16 protein-coding genes and 1 pseudogene are annotated in these 16515 nt (G+C 69.1%); 8 read left to right on the top strand and 9 right to left on the bottom strand.

Annotation, left to right across the window (positions count from 1 at the left end; all coding sequences use genetic code 11):
* Positions 1–147: 147 nt before the first annotated feature.
* Positions 148–636 carry a hypothetical protein gene (locus tag ACIBJF_RS46460; RefSeq protein WP_399183653.1) on the top strand — a complete coding sequence of 163 codons (489 nt, stop codon included), beginning with the start codon at positions 148–150 and terminating at the stop codon, positions 634–636.
* On the opposite strand, the gene ACIBJF_RS46455 is transcribed toward ACIBJF_RS46460, so the two are convergent.
* Positions 600–869, bottom strand: a complete 270-nt coding sequence (locus ACIBJF_RS46455) for a GntR family transcriptional regulator (RefSeq protein ID WP_351811163.1) — start codon at positions 867–869, stop codon at positions 600–602. The two genes, ACIBJF_RS46460 and ACIBJF_RS46455, sit on opposite strands and share 37 nt — an antisense overlap.
* 1145 nt (positions 870–2014) lie before the next feature.
* Between ACIBJF_RS46455 and ACIBJF_RS46450 the strand changes: the two genes are divergently transcribed.
* A complete protein-coding gene (locus ACIBJF_RS46450; RefSeq protein ID WP_399183651.1) occupies positions 2015–2212 on the top strand; it encodes a hypothetical protein in 198 nt (65 codons plus the stop codon).
* 282 nt (positions 2213–2494) lie between these two features.
* Here ACIBJF_RS46450 and ACIBJF_RS46445 read toward each other — a convergent pair whose 3' ends face one another.
* Positions 2495–3394, bottom strand: a complete 900-nt coding sequence (locus ACIBJF_RS46445) for a replication-relaxation family protein (RefSeq protein WP_399183649.1) — start codon at positions 3392–3394, stop codon at positions 2495–2497.
* Between the two features lie 902 nt (positions 3395–4296).
* Here ACIBJF_RS46445 and ACIBJF_RS46440 point away from each other — a divergent pair.
* Positions 4297–4479 carry a hypothetical protein gene (locus tag ACIBJF_RS46440; protein ID WP_399183647.1) on the top strand — a complete coding sequence of 61 codons (183 nt, stop codon included), beginning with the start codon at positions 4297–4299 and terminating at the stop codon, positions 4477–4479.
* An 86-nt stretch (positions 4480–4565) separates the two neighbouring features.
* On the opposite strand, the gene ACIBJF_RS46435 is transcribed toward ACIBJF_RS46440, so the two are convergent.
* Together ACIBJF_RS46435 and ACIBJF_RS46430 are read right to left on the bottom strand one after the other, a co-directional pair.
* The gene (locus ACIBJF_RS46435) at positions 4566–5675 is read right to left on the bottom strand and encodes an FAD-binding oxidoreductase (protein ID WP_399183645.1); all 1110 of its coding nucleotides are present in this window, start codon (positions 5673–5675) and stop codon (positions 4566–4568) included.
* On the bottom strand, positions 5672–5932 hold the full coding sequence (locus tag ACIBJF_RS46430) for an SRPBCC family protein (RefSeq protein WP_399183643.1): 261 nt from the start codon (positions 5930–5932) through the stop codon (positions 5672–5674). Before ACIBJF_RS46430 ends, ACIBJF_RS46435 begins: the two co-directional genes overlap by 4 nt.
* A gap of 386 nt (positions 5933–6318) precedes the next feature.
* Between ACIBJF_RS46430 and ACIBJF_RS46425 the strand changes: the two genes are divergently transcribed.
* The 3 genes from ACIBJF_RS46425 (at position 6319) to ACIBJF_RS46415 (ending at position 8647) form a co-directional block, all read left to right on the top strand.
* Complete coding sequence (locus ACIBJF_RS46425; protein WP_399183641.1) at positions 6319–6873, top strand: hypothetical protein; 555 nt, start codon at positions 6319–6321, stop codon at positions 6871–6873.
* A 512-nt stretch (positions 6874–7385) separates the two neighbouring features.
* Positions 7386–7808: a hypothetical protein gene (locus ACIBJF_RS46420; RefSeq protein WP_399183639.1), complete on the top strand. Its 423-nt coding sequence runs from the start codon at positions 7386–7388 to the stop codon at positions 7806–7808.
* Positions 7809–8026: 218 nt separating this feature from the next.
* Positions 8027–8647, top strand: coding sequence for a DUF6083 domain-containing protein (locus tag ACIBJF_RS46415; RefSeq protein ID WP_399183657.1), 621 nt, complete (start codon positions 8027–8029; stop codon positions 8645–8647).
* A gap of 645 nt (positions 8648–9292) precedes the next feature.
* Here ACIBJF_RS46415 and ACIBJF_RS46410 read toward each other — a convergent pair.
* A complete protein-coding gene (locus ACIBJF_RS46410; protein WP_399183636.1) occupies positions 9293–9970 on the bottom strand; it encodes a DUF305 domain-containing protein in 678 nt (225 codons plus the stop codon).
* Between the two features lie 105 nt (positions 9971–10075).
* The gene (locus ACIBJF_RS46405) at positions 10076–10411 is read right to left on the bottom strand and encodes a DUF6153 family protein (RefSeq protein WP_399183655.1); all 336 of its coding nucleotides are present in this window, start codon (positions 10409–10411) and stop codon (positions 10076–10078) included.
* A 767-nt stretch (positions 10412–11178) separates the two neighbouring features.
* On the opposite strand from ACIBJF_RS46405, the gene ACIBJF_RS46400 reads away from it, so the two are divergent.
* Positions 11179–12501: an IS701 family transposase gene (locus ACIBJF_RS46400; RefSeq protein ID WP_399183633.1), complete on the top strand. Its 1323-nt coding sequence runs from the start codon at positions 11179–11181 to the stop codon at positions 12499–12501.
* Positions 12502–13092: 591 nt separating this feature from the next.
* Here the strand turns inward: ACIBJF_RS46400 and ACIBJF_RS46395 are convergent.
* Positions 13093–13653 carry a nucleoside-triphosphatase gene (locus tag ACIBJF_RS46395; protein ID WP_399183631.1) on the bottom strand — a complete coding sequence of 187 codons (561 nt, stop codon included), beginning with the start codon at positions 13651–13653 and terminating at the stop codon, positions 13093–13095.
* A 110-nt stretch (positions 13654–13763) separates the two neighbouring features.
* On the opposite strand from ACIBJF_RS46395, the pseudogene ACIBJF_RS46390 reads away from it, so the two are divergent.
* Positions 13764–14215: pseudogene (locus ACIBJF_RS46390) on the top strand (YbhB/YbcL family Raf kinase inhibitor-like protein).
* Between the two features lie 5 nt (positions 14216–14220).
* Here ACIBJF_RS46390 and ACIBJF_RS46385 read toward each other — a convergent pair.
* Both ACIBJF_RS46385 and ACIBJF_RS46380 read right to left on the bottom strand, forming a co-directional pair.
* Entirely contained in the window at positions 14221–14694 is a 474-nt protein-coding gene (locus tag ACIBJF_RS46385) for a protein-L-isoaspartate O-methyltransferase (protein ID WP_399183629.1), read from the bottom strand.
* Positions 14695–15128: 434 nt separating this feature from the next.
* Positions 15129–16226 carry a hypothetical protein gene (locus ACIBJF_RS46380; protein ID WP_399183627.1) on the bottom strand — a complete coding sequence of 366 codons (1098 nt, stop codon included), beginning with the start codon at positions 16224–16226 and terminating at the stop codon, positions 15129–15131.
* Positions 16227–16515 lie beyond the last annotated feature (289 nt).

The following is a 16515-nucleotide window of genomic DNA, read 5'->3' as shown; positions in this document are numbered from 1 at the left end:
TGCTGGTCCGGGCAGGTTGGAACCCGGACGGTGCCGAGGGCGTAAGACCACCCGAGCCGCCGGCTCCGGTGGCGGCCTGAGCCGTAAATCCCCGCTCAGCCCTGGAGGGTGGAGAATCCACTCCCTTCAGGGAGGGGAGCCTTCAACATGGAAGCCTGGGGCGCACAGATGGAACTGCGGGCCATCCAGCGCCGAAACCGCAACGCTACGCAGAAGATGCGCGCGGCGGGGCGCCCGAAGGGGAAGCCCTCTTACGGATTCCAGTACGTGCGCACCGTGATGGGCGGCAAGATCGATCATGTCGCCCTGCATCCGCAAGCTTCGACTGTCATCCGTACCGTCGCCCGCCGCATCCTTGCTGATCCCGAGAACGTCACAACCAGTAGTGAGGCCGCCCGTCTGAACCGGGCCGGAGAGCACCCCGAAGCCGAACAAGAGTGCGCCGGTCAGGGTGCAGGGCCGACCGGCGCTGTGGTTGGTCCGGAACTGAGGCTCGGCCCGGTCGAGTGGGCCCGCCCGTGCGAAGTGGTCGTGAAGGCGACTCGGACGCGGGAGTCCCTGTCCGGCCACGAGTCGGTAGACCCTGCGCCCTCGCAGGTCTATATGGCCTCTGAACTGGGATTTTCCGCCACGTAGGTGCCACGCTGGGGCACCGTGAAGACCTCACCGGACTCCACCAGGACAGCGATAGCCCGCCGTACCGTGCTGCGCGCGAGCCCGTATTGCTGCACTAGCTGAGTCTCCGACGCGATCGCGCGTCCCGGTGCCCAATCTCCTCGCCGGATGCGCGCACGCAGAATCTCGGCGAGTTGCCGGTACGGCGTGAGCGGGGCGCCGTGATCAATCTCCGCATCCGGATCAATGGCCATAACTGGAAGCTAGGCGTACCCCTTCGTGGCGGCACTTTGAGATACGTCTAGAGACGTAGCGATACAAGGCGATACCATGCGAACGAGAAAAGCCCCGGCGGGTGCGGCGAACACCCCCGGGGCTGGCCGATCGCTGAAAAGGAGCGAACGACGATGCGAAGCCTACTGGCGCTGGTACTCGGCGTCCTGCGGGCCGCCCTCGGAAAGAGCCTGGCGGAAACCGCGCCGACGGCGCCGAAACGACCCGTTCCCATTACGCGCCGCCAGCGTGCGTCAGACGTCATCGAGGCGGATTTCCTGCTGATGGTGAGGCCGTACCCGGTGATGCACGAACAGGCCCCCGAAAGGCGGCGCCGACGGGAGAGGCGTCGCGCGGCAGTACCGGCAGTCGTCGGGCAGGACTACCTCCCGGCGGTGACCGAATGACCCGCCTTCGACGCCCCCCTTCAACGGGCCGGAAGGCAAGCCCGCGTACATCCCCGCCAACAACCCAGACGGTCCGCTCTCGCTGTTCGCAGACGCCATCGAGGCACAACAATTAGAGGTAGGCGCAGTAGTGCTGGGGCTGGTGCGCCCCATGCTGGACGCGACTTTGACCGCCGATGAGGCCACGTACATGCTGCGGCGTACGGCGGAATGCCTCCGTGACGCGCTAGACGTGGCGGAGTCCCGTGGCCAGCGGCTGGGCCTGCCGGACCAGCCGCTCTCGGGAACTGCGGCAGAGGTGTTGAGCCAGGCGCTGAAGCGCTCGTGCTCTGCCGCGCAGTCAGCGAATGGAAGCGGCGGAGGCGCGTAGCAACTCCACCCGTCCTCAAGGACACGAAGCTCTGTGGGCGCCTTGCGGGATTCGTAGGTGTCAACAGGGCTTCTCGCCGTTCCCTGGCCGCCTTCTCCCGAACACCTTCGTCTCCGATGGGCCCGCTGCCGACCATGCGAGCCCGACCACGGTGACAATGGGGGCACAAGGGCCGCGGTCGGCCCGACCACGGATCCGGCCTCGCATGGACGCCGACCTGCTGAACACAGCCGAAGAGACCCTGTCCTGTGTGAAAACCCCGGTAAATCCCCTGATCAGGACGTCTCGCTGCGAGACAGTGGTGGACCGGGCAAGATCGAGGTCCATGCGGTGGTCGTGGATCTATTTGATGACGCGCAGGTCTCTGGAGCTGACGTGCCTGCGGTTACTGGGCAACGCGGCCAAGGACGTCGAATTGCTGGTCTTGCGGCACCAGCTGGCGGTGCTCCAGCCCCAAGCCGGCCGACCCGACTGGAACCGGCCGACCGGCGGGTCCTTGTGGCCGCCCCGCGATCACCACGTGACCGTTGAGACGCCGGGTGTGTAGAGGCGTGGTGGGCCCTTTGGCTGGGCCCAGACCATGAGCCCGACCACGGCGGGTAGCAGCGCGGCTGCGCAGGCTCCGATTCGCCCGGGTGCGCAGACTGCGCAGCTGTCCGCCAGTACTGCGCATCTGCTGCGTGCTGGGTGTGCAGTTCGTTGCGCAAGGCTGCGGTCGGGGTGGTGGTTGGGCCCACGGTCGGGGTTGTGGTCGGGCCTGTGGTCGGAAAACTCTGCGCAGCCGTCGCACGGAGGCGGTGGGCGCTGCGCAGCGGCTGCGCAGGCCGGTCTATACGTTTTGGGCGTGGCTCCAGACCACTGTGCGGTCGGGATCCCGTATGGGGCGCCACACTGGCTCGGACGGGCCGTTGCTGCGCAGGTCGGCAAGGGATGCAGCCACCACGGGGACAGAGTGCAGGAAGCCGGCCACTGCGGGGTCGACGGCGGCCGCGTGCAGGGCTCGGATGCGGATGGTGATGCCGGCGGGGCCGGTGCCGTCAAGGACGAACAGGACGCGGGGGAAGAGCGGGTAGCGCCTTCGCCATTCCCCCTGCACCGGTTCCTGCCCGATGGTCGGCCGGTGGCGACCCGGAGCGGCAGGCACGTAGTGGTAGAGGCGGGCGTAGGCGGTGAGCTTTGCGGCCAGGCGTTCCGGGCCCATGGTGGCCCGATCGACCTCGACGAACGCCCGCAGCATCGACCCCTCGCCGTCCATGGGTCCGCGCCGGTAGTACATCAGCGCGTCGGGGATGACGGCCTCACCACCCCCGACGGGGTGGTAGACCTCGGGCAGCCAGTCCAGCGGCCGGCACAACTCACCGCGGCGGCGCGCGTCTTCGAGGAAGAGGAGCGCGGTCTCGGTCACCGTCAGAGTGTGTCCGACCCGCAGGCGCGCGGCAGTGGGATCGGACACCGTCTTCGGCGGCCGCCGCCCGCGCAACTCCGGCCACTCCGAGGCGATCTGCACGCCGTAGGAGGTGGGAAACCATACGCGCAGCCGTCCGGCCCGGGGCAGGGTGATGCGGTCGATGAGTCCCTCATCGCGCATTTTGGCCAGCCGCCGCCGAGTCTGCTCGATGCGCACCTCGGGGGCGATCACCCGGTGCATCTGTTCGGTGGTGGCCATCCGGTACTGCGTCAGCACCGCCAGCGCCAGCCGGTCGCCACCGCCCGCGTCCACGTCGGTCATCGTCGGCCCGCCTCTCTCGTACAGGGGCGGCGCCGTCCTGCCCGGCGCCGCCTATACCGGCTACAGCAGCAGGCGAGGCCGACCGAACCACCGACCACGAAGGCCCGACCACGGTCACGGGGCAACAACACCGCCCCCGACCGTGCCGGCATCCCCGCCGATATCCCCTCCGACAACTGACCGTGCCCTGCCGCACGCTGGACGGCGTAGCCGCAGGTCACCATGCCTTGTCGGCCGTGGCCGGGAGCCCGACATCCCCCTATGCGCCTCTCGCAGCCGACCCCGAAACAAAAAGAGAAAGGGTCGGGGCGGGCTGGGGGCCGGCGATCGGCGCGGCGGGGGATCGGGCGGCCTGGAGTTGTTGTTGCGCGTCGGCCGGGGCCTCCGCGCTCAGCGCCGAGCAAGCCGGCACAGAGGGAGGACTGACGGGCGGGGCGCAGCGGTACGAGGTCACGCGCCATCGTCACGATGCCACGCCGCGGTCATCTCATCCTGCTCGCGCTCATGCAGAGCGCAGAAGTCAGGCGCCAGCGACGTGCAGGCGAATCGCTCGGGCCCGGGACGCCGGCTGCCGCAGAGCGACGTCGGCGCTGAGCACTACAACGTGGTACTCCTACAACGTGGTACTCGTCGAAGATTCTTGCCTGGTATGTACGCCGTTTGCTCGAGACTGCGTTGACGACGGTGGAGACGGCCGGGTTGACCGACGAGCAATACCGGGCGATCCATACCGCGCTGACCCAGCCCCTGTCCGCGCTGACCGGTGACCCGGGTCGCGGGAAGGCCCACACCCTGCGCACCTTGGTGGAGTTGGCCGACGACGCGGGTGTGCGGTCAGCGCCCTGGCCGCGCCGACCGGGAAGGCCGCTAAACGCCTGGAGGAGACTTGTGGGCAGGCGGCGATGACGGTGCTGGCCAGCCGCTTCGCGGCGCTCGGCGACAACGCCCGCGCCTTCATGGGATCTCTCCAGCGGACCATCGACCTGCACGATGTCGAGGAGGAGGTCTTCCTCGCGGTCCATGGGGCGGGCACGCCGCCCATCAACGGTCTGGCCTCCCGGCCGACTGGCAGGGGCACGGTCTGACCACTGAAGTCGATTCGCTTCCGGCGTCGAAAGTGCTCACCCGCTGGCGGCTACGGCACCGAGATTCACCGACCCGGCATCTCCCATCAGGCGTCGACGACGAGGTTCTCCTGTGGCGTGGCGCAGCAGAGCAGGATCTTGTTCTGGGCGATCTCGCGCGGCCGGATGCCTCCGTTGTGCCGCATGTCGACGGACCCGGCCAGCAGTGTGGTCTTGCAGGTGCCGCACATTCCCTGGGCGCAGGAGGCGGGCAGGCTCAGGCCGGCCCGGGAGGCGGCTTGCAGGAGGGATGTGCCCGCATCGCAGGTGAGTGTGCCTCGGCTGCGGGTGAACTCGACGGTGAAGACGCGCCCTTCGGTGGCTTCCTCGGCGTCGGTCATGGATGCGGGGGACGGTGGCGCTTCGAAGGTGAAGCTTTCCTCGTGGTAGCGGTCCATGGCGGCCCCCGCCGTCGAGAGCATGCGGCGCACCGCGGCCATGTAGCCGGCGGGGCCGCAGGTGAAGATCTCCCGCTGCCGGAAGTCGGGGGCGATCTGCTGGAGCATCTCGACGGTCAGCCGACCGCGGTGGCCGGCCCAGGGCTCGGTCGGGCCGTCCTCCTCGCATACGTGCACCACCCGGATACTGGGCGTGGTGGCGGCGATGAGGTCCAGTTCCCGGCGGAAGAGGATGTCCCCCGGCGTGCGGGCGCTGTGGACGAACACCACGTCGGTCGTGTGTGCCAGGTCGTACAGCGTCCTTGTCATCGCCATCGCCATCGCCATCGCCGGCGTCGCGCCGCTGCCGCCGGACAGGAAGAGGTACTTCGCCGCGGGGTGCCGGGCGAACGTGAAGTCCCCGAGGGGTCCCCTCGCCCGCACCGTGTGCCCGGGCCGCAGATGGTCGTGCAGCCAGTTGGACACCAGCCCGCCGGGCACCCTCTTCACGGTGATCGCCACGGCGTGGGGGTGGGTCGGCGGCGAGGAGATTGTGTAGCACCGTTCGGCAGGTCGGCCGTCGATGTCGACGATGAGGGTGAGGAACTGTCCGGGGTCGTGGTGGAAGAGGCGGGGCTGCGGGGGCTGGAGGACGAAGGTCCTGACATTGGGGGTGAGGGAGTGGACGTGCTTGCAGACCAGGAGTCCGCCGGCGTCGCCGTCGGTGTCCTCGTCGGTCCAGGGACGGGTTCCGGACCAGGCCGGGAGCATGTCGGTCATCGTGCCAGGTGTGCCATCAGCCGCGTCACGTACCAGTTGACGAACGCCTCGACCTGGTACTCGGTCGGGCCGTAGGGGCCGGGCAGGTAGGCGGGGCTGGCGATGCCCTGGTGGGCGCGGGCGACCAGGAGCGCGTCCTGGTCGTTGGTGGCCGTCCACACCCGCGTCAGGCTGTCGAGGTCGTAGTCGACCCCTTCGAATGGAGGGGACGCCGTTCGCGAGTGCCGGTCGAGTGTGGCGCGCGGGGGGGCTTCCATCCCGTCCACCGCCGACCCAGGCAGAGCTGAGCAGTCGCGGCCCAGGGCGTCAAGGTCGTTCGTACAGTAGCGCGCTCCACCTTGACGCCCTGAACCACGCCCGCTCCACGGTGTGTGGGTCGACGGCAGACGGGATGGAAGCCAGGGACGGTGGTGGGTGAAGAGCGATCGTTGGCGCGCTCAGGGCAACCCCAGGATGCTCGTCATGTTGCAGCTCCGCGCGCGGGCCACCCACGGCGGTCGGGTGTTGCTCTCTCGGAGTGCGTCAATCGCTCCGGTGTGTTCGGTGGCGATGGGGAGGCACAGGCCAACACTCCGGCGATGAACGTTGCTACCGCGCTGTTCTTTGCCGGGGCATGGCTATGACCCGGAGGGGTGCAGGTGTGATGCTCCAGGGCATGAGAAGGAGTTTCACGCTGCGCAGCGGAATGGCGGTCGGGCTGAGCGTCGTCCTGCTGTCGTTCGTCTTGCTCACCTGGCTACCGGGGCCGTCGCCCGTCGACGGCACGGGGTGGCCGGTGCCGTCGATCGTGCTGGCTTTTCTGCTCCTGGGAACTGCCCTCTACCCTGCGATGAAGGACGAGCCGAGCGCCCAGCGCGGAGCTCCGCCCCCGAAGTGGTCCGCTTTCGGGTACCTGCCCAACCGGGTGAAGGCGGTGCCCGGGCTGCTGATCGCCTTGAGCGTCGCGATGATCATCATCACCGCGGCGGGCGGGCTGGGGAACTTCCAGTCGCCCACGGTCGAGGGCGGCCGATACTTCTCTTACGACCTATCCACCTCGCCCCGAGTCAAGGTGGAGCTCTCGCGGAGCCAGTACGAGGCCGTCACCGAAGGCCAGCAGCGCATCATGCTCTCCATCGCGAGTCTGATGTCTGCCTTGGCCGGCGGGGTCTTTCTGGGGATCAGCGAACGGCGCCGACAAGACGCCGTGTCCAGGTGACCGCCGCAGGACGCGATCACGCGCCGTGCAGTTTCGGACGAGAAACGTTGGCGGCTCTTGGCGCCGTCGTCCTGGTCCGCCCTGATGGCGGTCCCAGACCGTGCCCCTACCGTGCCCGATCGCGCGGTAACTGACGGGAAACCACGGTGGTTGGCGGTCAGCACCCATGAGAACAGCCCCGGACCGAGTTACCTGGTCAGGGGCCGTTCACCTGCGGTGGGTGTGGGATTTGAACCCACGGTGACATCGCTGCCACGACGGTTTTCAAGACCTGCGGCCGCCGGGCACTTCCGAGACGTCCGTTTCCGGGTCGGTGTACCTGGCATCGACGGATTGACGGCGTCATCCAGCGGGGATCACTGCTTGTGCGCGCCAGTCACTCACAGCGAGACCGTTCCGGACAGCAACAATCACCTTGCTCAGGAAAAGCACAGCACTGAACCGAAGTTGCATGGCGGACATCCGGAAGGGATTGTCTTTAGTAGGGGATTGTCCTAGGAAGGAGACAGCCAATGGCCCTGTCTGACACCCTCACTATCCTCGCTGAGCGGGCCAAGGCTGCGGAAGATCACGCTTCCCAGGCCGCCACCCAAAGCCGCGAGCAGTTGCAAGCCGAGGTTGAAAGAGCCCGCGAAGACGCCCAGGCCCAAGCCGCCAAACTGCAAGAGTCGGCGCGCGGCGCGGAAGCGAAGATCTCGCAGTGGTGGGCCGAGATGCAACAGAATTGGCGCGACCACACGGCCAAGGTGAGCAGCGACATCGAGGCCCGCAAGCGCGAACACGACACGGCTCGCGCGGCCCGCCAGGCCGACCGGGCTGAGGCGGATGCGGTCGCCGCGGTCGAATTCGCGTTGGCCGCCATCGAAGAGGCGGAGTACACGGTCCTCGATGCGCGGCTGGCCCGCATGGAAGCTGACGACAAGGCAACCGGATAGCGCACTCGACGGAATTCGCCGCGTGGGGTGGGCCACTCCGGGATCACTGGGAGTGGCCCGCTTCATACTGCGCAGCCTCGGCCGCTCGCTCCGTGATCGACCTGATGAGAGTGAGGACAGACGTCAAAGGCGTCGCCTCGTAGGGCGCCGGTCGGCTGGCGGCCCGGCCTTGTGACGGTCATTAGGACTCGGCCCGGGTGATTGTGCAGCGCCGCGGAATGAGGTGCACGTACACGCCCACGCCGCCGAAATCCAGCGACCACGGCCGGCCCTGTGCCAAGGCCTCGCGTCCCTCATCGAGCACATCAGATAGGGCCGCCGCGCGCCGGTCGCAGGTCGCGACGCGGTCTCGGTCACGGCACATGCCCAGAAGCCGCGTGCATCAGCCTGGCGCACGTCACTGGCGACACCAGGACTGCCACGATCACGCCCGCAGATGGCGGGGGCGTCCCCCACCGGGCCGACGCTCCGGCGATCGCACCTGCGGCCACCGCCACCATGACACTCCCTCGATAGCTACCGCCGGATCGCCGGCGGAGGCGGCGGGGGCGGCGGAGCCGCCGCAGGGCCCAGAGCCTGATCCCGACGATGCCTCATGGATCGAACCGCCTTCTTGCCCCGAGTGCGGCGCCTTCATCCGCGTGTATCCGACCAACTACGACCGATGGGTCAGCCTCGCCGCGGTGGAACTACCCGCCAAGGACGTTCCTGAGCGCTTCCGATGGCGTTTGACGAGACTGCCGGGCCCGATCCCTCATCAGCGTCGATATCGTGGCCGTACGGGTCCGTGGAGTCGATCCACTGCCCAGCGACGCCGTGGTGCCGGCTCACCCGCATGATGTGCGTTCCCGACTAACTCATGGCGAGTGCCCCTGATCATGGCGCGGCCCGTGCCCCCGGCGTACCCGATCGAGCGGCAACCGAGGAGGAACCGCGGGGAATGCCGGTCAGAACCCACCGAACGCGCACGTCAGCGTTCCGCCAGCTCAGCCGCAATGCACGTACGCGATCTTCCAAACTAGGGACGTGGAGGCAGGCAACATCGTGTGGTATCGGTCATCTGGCATCACGACTTCCTGAGAGCCGCAGCGGCGCCTGCGCCCCAGTATCTGTGCCGTTCCCAAAACCACCGGACCAGCACCATTACGACGGGCAAGGCAACCGGCCCGTCCGCACTGCCGAAGAGGCTGAGAACAGCTGCCCCGACCGCGGGCAGCGCCCAACAGAACCCCATCGTGCGGGCGGCCTCGCGCCACGGAACTCCCCGCACGTCGCCCACTGACCCCCTCCGACCGTCGCACCTGGCATGTCTGCCGCGCTGACCAGCAAAATCCCACGTCGCCAAGATCCCCGGCAAGAACGAGGGCAAGAAGGCACCCACCGAGGGTGGCAATACTTGGTCGAGTGTCCAACGGCAGGTAGACCAGCCCTGCGGGCTCGGGACAGTCGACAGAGGCTGCCCCGAGCCCGCCCGGGGAAGGGATTTACTGCTTACCGAGCATCTTGTTCATCTCGGTGATCTCGGCCGACTGCGAGGTGATGATCGACTTCGCCATCGTCGTGGCCGGACCATAGGTGCCCTTGGCCTGCTCGGTCTTCGCCATCTCGATGGCGCCCTGGTGATGGCTGATCATCATCTGCAGGAACGCCTTGTCGAAGGCGTCACCGGACAGGTCCTTCAGCTTGTTCATGTCGTCGTCCGACATCATGCCGGACATCGACGAGCCGGAATGGTCCATGCCCGGCATGCTCTTCATGCCGGACATGCTGTCGTCCGGGACCTTCTCGCCCCAGGCCTTCAGCCAGCCCGACATGGTGTTGATCTCCGGGGCCTGCGCCTGCTTGATCTTCGCGGCCAGGTCCTTCACCTGCTGGGACTTCGCCCGTGACGGGGCAAGGTCGGCCATGGCCACGGCCTGTCGGTGGTGCGGGATCATGCCCTGCGCGAACATGACGTCCTGCGCGTTATGGCTGCCCTGCGCGACAGAGGCCGAAGCCGAGGGGCTGGCGGAGGACATCGCCCCCATGTCGTGGCCGGAATGCCCCGACGCGGACGACGAGGGGGAGTCGCTGCTGCTGCCGCAGGCGGCCAGCACCACCGTGGCGGTGGCGGCAGTGGCCAGCGCGGCAGTCCGGCGGATGAGGGAACGGTGAGATGCCATGAAGAGGTACAGCTCCTTGAAGAGCCCGCGCACGCGCACGGGAAGAACGGATCGTGAGGTAGCCCGCAGCACGCCCCCTCGAAGAGGGATGGCGTGCGGGTGCCTCTAGATCCGCAGAAGCTGCAGCTCGGACAGGTCAGGCGGTGCCCGGCCATCGACCGTCCGCACACCCCGGTCGTCTGAGGCCCTCACGGCCAATTCGCCAGGGACCGCCAACGACGGCAGCAGTGCGGGTGGCACGTAGGAAGCGGCCGTACCCTCAGCCGCGCAGGTCCCGCCGGCATGGTCCATGGCCATCCCACCGTGACCCGCATCCGACAGGTGCAGGCACGAGCTGCCGCCCGCATGAGCGGACGCGGTGTGGTGCTCGGCCCCGCCGAGAGCGGCTCCCATGACGTGCTGCCCCGCTGAGGGTGTCCCCGACGGTGACAGCGCATGCATGGCCAGGACTCCAGCCACCACCGCCATGACGAGTAGCAGCCAGCGGGCACGACTCACCGCGAAGCGGGGGTGGGCGCCGGCTGTCATCGCCCCCATCCTACGGGCGCCGGGTTCCGCACCCACTCAGAAGGCCTCCGTTCGGGTTCGGCAGCCGCCAGTTCCCCCGCTCACCCAGTGACGTCCAGCTCTGTGTACATACCGGCCGCGTAGTGGCCCGGCACATTGCATACCAGCTCATAGCGGCCCGGCCGCAGCGTCACAGTGGTCCACGCCGCACCGGAGGCCATGCCGTGTCTGGCACCCGCGCCGCAGGTGCGTGATGTCTCGCCGAGGCTGCCCGCTTCCGATACCCGATCGTCGGAGCCGATGACACGATCTCCAGCCGCGCCTGTGATTGCCACATTGCCTCGCGACCGTCGAGCAGCCGACAAAGAACGTTCCCGAGCCCCTACCGGTGGCGCCTCGTGAGGGTGTCAGGCCCGCACGTACCCGCAGTGATCGCAGTTCGGGTGCGGCGCTGGACCCGCTCCCGAGCGATCCCCTCATCCCCGCTCACGCCTACCTCTGCCCCGCTGAGCAGGCCCGGGAATCTGACATCCATCCCTGACATCAACGTCAGCGGACAGGGGCAGACAGTGAGCGCCCCATACGACTATCGTCACCGGCCAGTGACCTCCCTCACCAGCGCCCCGGTCACTGTCCCTTCAGTTGGAGATCAGCTGCTTCGCTGTAGTTCCTCGATCATTGTGTGCGGGTAACTACCGTTCGTGAAGGCGGAGTTACTGGACATCGCGCCGGAGGTCACGGAGCGGGAGCGGGCCGAGGAGTTCTCCGATCAGTTGGAGAACCTGCTGGTGAAGGTCGGCGGGATCTTCCCGCGGGCTGATCTGCGGTTGCGGGCCGCGCGGTGCATTCGGGGCCTGCTCTCCCCGGTATCGCGCAAGAACGGCTGGCAGCTGGCCGAGTACGGCGGTGACGCCGAGCCGTGGGGGCAGCAGCATCTGCTGGATCGTTCGGTCTGGGACGTCGAGGAGCTGCGGGATTTCACTCGCCGCTACGTCATCGACGGCCTGGACGACGACGGGAGGGGCGCCGGGCCCGACGGAGCGGGAGTGCTGGTGATCGACGAGACCGGCTTCGCCAAGAAGGGCCGGACCTCGGTCGGGGTGGCCAGGCAATACTCCGGCACGCTGGGTGGGGTCTTCCCATGCCAGATCGGGGTGATGGCGGCCTGGGCCACCGGCGCTGGGCAGGCGCTGATCGACCGGGAGATCTACCTGCCCAGGGAGTGGGCGGAGGACCGGGCCCGCTGCCGCGCCGCGCACGTCCCCGACACCGTCGTCTTCGCCACCAAGCCCCGCCTGGCCGAGCGGATGATCGCGCGCATCGTCCCTGACCTGCCCGAGAACCGGGTATGGGTGGCCGCTGACGAGGTCTACGGACGCGACGGCGCCTTCCGCGTCTTCCTGGAGGAGAACCATCTGCCCTACGCGGTGAACGTGCAGGCCAACCACACGGTGCTGCCCCGTCCCGGCTGGCGGCACGCCGCGAGGCTGGTGGAGCGGCATGCCGCCGAGGACGACTGGGTCACTCTGCCGGCCGGACCCTCCCAGCTCGACTCCCGCGTCTGGCAGTGGTGGGTGCGCCGTATCCCCGCCCCCGAGGCGGAGACCGGCGAGGGAGCGTGGGCGCGGTGGTTCATCGCCCGACGACGACCGGAAACGCCCACCGAGCGTGACTACTACGTGGCCTGGGGCCCGCCCGAGACCACCGTGGAAGAACTCGTCCGCGTCCCCGGAGCCCGCTGGCGGGTGGAGGAAGCGATCAAACTCGGGAAGTCGGCCGCCGGGATGGCCGACTACGAGGTGCGCTCCTTCCACGGCTGGTACCGGCACATCACCCTGGCCCAACTCGCCGCGGCCTTCCTCGCCGTCCAGGCCGCCACCGACAACACGGAACCCAACCCCGGCCCCGAACGCATCGCCAAGATCCTGCACGCCGGCTTGGAGACACCCGCGCAACACACAGGGGGACCTCGCCGATCCCACCAGCCCTACCGGCACCGTCCCCATCGCGTTCACGGCGTATGAAATCGCCCGACTGCTGTCGGTGATGGCACCCCAGCCCACCCCGGCCCAGCGGATCCACCACGGCCTGCACTGGTCATGGTGGCGACGCTGCCACCAAGCCGTCGCCCGGGCCTGCCACCGGCGGCGCAAACACGCCCACGAAGCCAGACACCCCACGGCACGACCACCACCACACCCCGAACTACAGCGAAGCAGCTGATCTCCAACTGAAGGGACTGTTACGAGAATGGGATGTTCTCGATGCTGCCGCTCACGCCGGACCAGATGCGTCGGCTGCGTGGGCAGTTCGGCATCTACGGCACGACCTCGGGGCGCATCAACATCGCGGGTGTCTCCGCGCACCGGATCCTATGCCTGGCGCGAGGATCGCCGCCGTCCCCGAGACGCCCCCATGACTTCCGGGGGTGTCGGGCGCCACAGCAGGGCGGCAGGGGAGGGGCGGGCGCCGAACCGGGTGGTGAATGCGATGCCGGCCGCGTACTCGGTGGACAGGCACCGACCCTTGGTACCGGGCGCTGCCGGTCGCACCGACTGGGCGACTTCACATCCGGTCGCCCCGACTCTGCTCTCAGCAGGTCGGAGGCCAGTCTCTCATCCGTGAGAGGGAGGCTTTCCGTGCGCCCGGGGCCGCTGCAGCCGGGCCGCGAGCTCCCCCGGCAGGACGTCCCGGTTTGCCGGAGTGACCTGGATGATCTCGATGTCGGTGCGCCGCTTGAGAGCGTCGGTGAACGGATCGCGGTGCGTGTGGACCGTGGCGACGACGTCGACCTCTGCGACGAACAGCGCGTCGACCGCGTGCCGGAACGCCGTGCACGCCAGTTCCATCCGCCCCAGCTCGTCGATGAGCACCAGCCGCCCTGTTGCCTCCTCGGTTGCTGCCGGCCGGAGCGACGGCAGCGCCAGTCGTTCCATGACGCCCGGGTCGACGCCGTATTTCCCTACCCGTGGCGGACCGGGCAGGTCGACATGGGCGAGCACTTCCCGTCGTCCTGCCAGGGTCTCCAGGGCGAAACCGACGCGGGCGCCGGATTGCCGGATCTCCTCCGTGGTGAAGCCGGTGGCCGCGTGGGTGGGCAGCAGCGCAGCCAGCCGACGCAGGGCGGTCGTCTTGCCCGCGCCAGGCCGGCCCTCCAGCAGGATCCTTGTCGGCACACTGCCATCTTCACCCCCGCTTCCGGAGGCGGCCCGGGTGGGCTCGGCCGAGCGGGGTTTTTGGGGTGCGGACCGGTGTCGGTGCCGTCGTTGCGGGTATGGCGGCGCGCATGAGCGGAATTGAACTCAGCAGCACCGCGTTCGACGACAAGACGGTGATCCCCCGTCGGTACAGCGGGGAGGGCGAGAACATCTCACCGCCCCTGACCTGGTCGGGGGTGCCCCACGAGGCCACGGAGCTGGTGTTCCTGTGCGAGGACCCGGACGCGCAGGGGACGACCTTCCTGCACTGGCTGGTGACCGGCACCGATCCGGGGACCACCGGGACGGCGGAGGGCCAGAAGCCCCAGGGGGTCTGCAGTGGCCCAACGGCTTCGGCCGCGTGGGCTGGGGACGGCCGATGCCTCCACCGGGGCACGGGCCGCACCGCTACTTCTTCCGCCTGTACGCCCTGTCCGAGCCGCTGCCGCTGCACGACCACCCGGGCGCCGAGGACGTGCACCGTGCCCTGAAGGGCAGGGAGCTGGCCTCCGGCACCCTGGTCGGGGCCTATCAGCGCTGAGCGCGTCACCGCTGGTCATAGCCATGGGCGCCGTACAGCCGGACCAACCGGGCCGCGGTGACCGTCCTGAGGTGCACCAGGTGGTGGGCCCGCCGCTCGTACAGCTCGACACACTCCTGCCCCCCGTGCCCGATCGGCTGGACGAGCCAGCCACCGGTGCGGAGCTGATCCACGAGGGGCTCAGGCACTCGCGGGAAGGCCGCGCAGACGATGACGGCGTCGTACGGGGCACGGGTCGGCATCCCGAGGGTCCCGTCGCCGAGTACGACCTCGGCATTGCCGACACCCTGCCGGGCCAGCCGCTGGCGGGCCTCGTCGACCAGGTCGGGCCAGCGCTCGACGCTGACGACGTACGCGGCCAAGCGGGCCAGCAGCGCGGTCTGCCAGCCGTATCCGGTCCCGACCTCCAGGACCTGTTCGTCTCCGGTGAGGCCGAGAGCGGAGACCATCATGGCGATCAGCGAGGGCTGGGTGGTCACCTGCCGTGGGGGAGCGGAACGGGGGTGTCCCGGTACGCGGATGCCACCTCGCCCGCGGGGACGAATTCCGCCCGGGGGATGCTCCGTACGGCCTCCAGGAGACGGGCGTCGGTCACGCCTACGGCGCGGGCCGTCGGGGGTCCCTTCACAGGCCATCGGACCCTCTTGGCGGTGGCGCCGGGACCGTCGGCTGCTCCAGGGAGTACCGCAGCGGGTTGGCCACCGCTGGCACGCTTACCACCCACGTCTTGGACGGGGTGATCGAAACGTCCGTCTCCTCCACGCCGCTCCTGCTCCTGTCCATGTGCCCCATCCGCCGCTCATGCGCCGCGCTCCAGCTCCAGCCCAGTGTCGGCATGTCCCGCGCGCGGCGCGATCCGGGGCGGTCGGGCGCGAGGGGTGACCCGTGATCCGGGCGGCACAGCGCGTCGGCGTCAGGACCGGTTCCCCGGGTCGGCGTACCGCAGCAGGGCGCCCACGCCCTCGTACAGCATCAGCTCGCTCTCCGGCACGACGACCAGCTCGGCACCAGTGCCGACGAGGGCCCGGACGAGGGCCTCGTCGGCGCGTTCCTCGCGCGGGGCTCGCACGCCGAAGGACATCAGCTCCGCCTCGGTCAAGGCGAGCTGAGTGGGCTGGGACCCCGCCCAGAGCCGCAGCGAAGACCCTGGCGGTCGGTTCAGCAGCAGTGCCGCGACCTGGCCGCGCTGGAGGGCGGCGACGGTGGCGGCCAGCCCGTCCGTCATGGGTCCGTCCAAGGCACGCCGGCCGATGAAGATGTCCACGAGTTCCCGGTCGTGCGCGGCCATGCGGCCACGGAAGACGCCGTCGAGCTGCGGCTCCAACAGGGCTCGTCCGGTGTCGGTGGGGGTCCGGCCGCCTACGCGTACCACCTTGTCCCGCAGGGTGTGCGGCAGGCGACGGATCAGTACGTTGCACGCCCACTCGTCCCCGCCCACGACGACGGCGTCGGCATGGGCGCGCCGCGCCCGTTCGTCCAGCCGGTGACCGAGCCGGAGGGAGTCGCGGTGCCAGCTCGCCACCGCGACCCTGCGATGCAGCCGCTCACCCGGGGTGACGGTGGACGCGGGCCAGGTGCCGGTCTCCGCCTCCAGAGTCACCCAGCCGTGGGTCTTGGCGGTCGGAAGGCCGCCGTAGTGGACGACTACGGCCATGTAGGGGATCTCCGGAACGTGCTGGCTGACCAGGGGCATCGCCTCCGGCAGGGTGCTGTAGCGCGCGGAGTCGTGCTCCGGCGGCCTGGGCAGCTCCCCGTCCAAGACGAGCGTGTCGTGGGCCGCGAAGATGGCCTGACCATGCACTCCCGGCACCTCTGTGTCGGCGCCGACCACCTCCTCCAGTACGTTCAGCAGCGCCCGGTCCGAGCCCTGACGGGACAGACTCTCGCGCAGCCGCCGCCAGCGCAGCGCGATCGCCCGGTCGGGATGCTCGACGTTTCGGGAGGTGTCCAGGTACACGGAGGCGAACGGGCCAGGCTCCGCGTAGAGGGGTTCAAGGAACGACAACCTCATCGCCACTCCTCGTCGATGGTCTCCCCTCCTTTGATGATGCGCGCCCCAGGGGGTGATGGAGCTCGACGAGCGCGAAGCGGTGCGGAACGCGGGGCGGTCAGGCGCCGGCCGGCAGCAGCCGGCCCATCGTGAGGCATGGTGGCGGAGACCAGGCCGTCCAGCACCGACAAGCCGCGGGCCGGGACGGCAGGCCGCGGCTTGATTCCGGTGTGATCGTTTCGGGGTCGGGCAGGCGGTGTCGGGGTTGAGTTGCGGATTCGGGCGTGGCGTGGCCGCTGGTCTACCCAGC

The sequence above is a fragment of the Streptomyces sp. NPDC050743 genome (genome assembly GCF_044456925.1).
In the GTDB taxonomy this organism is placed as follows: Bacteria; Actinomycetota; Actinomycetes; order Streptomycetales; family Streptomycetaceae; genus Streptomyces.
This window is presented reverse-complemented; position numbering and strand designations above follow the sequence as displayed.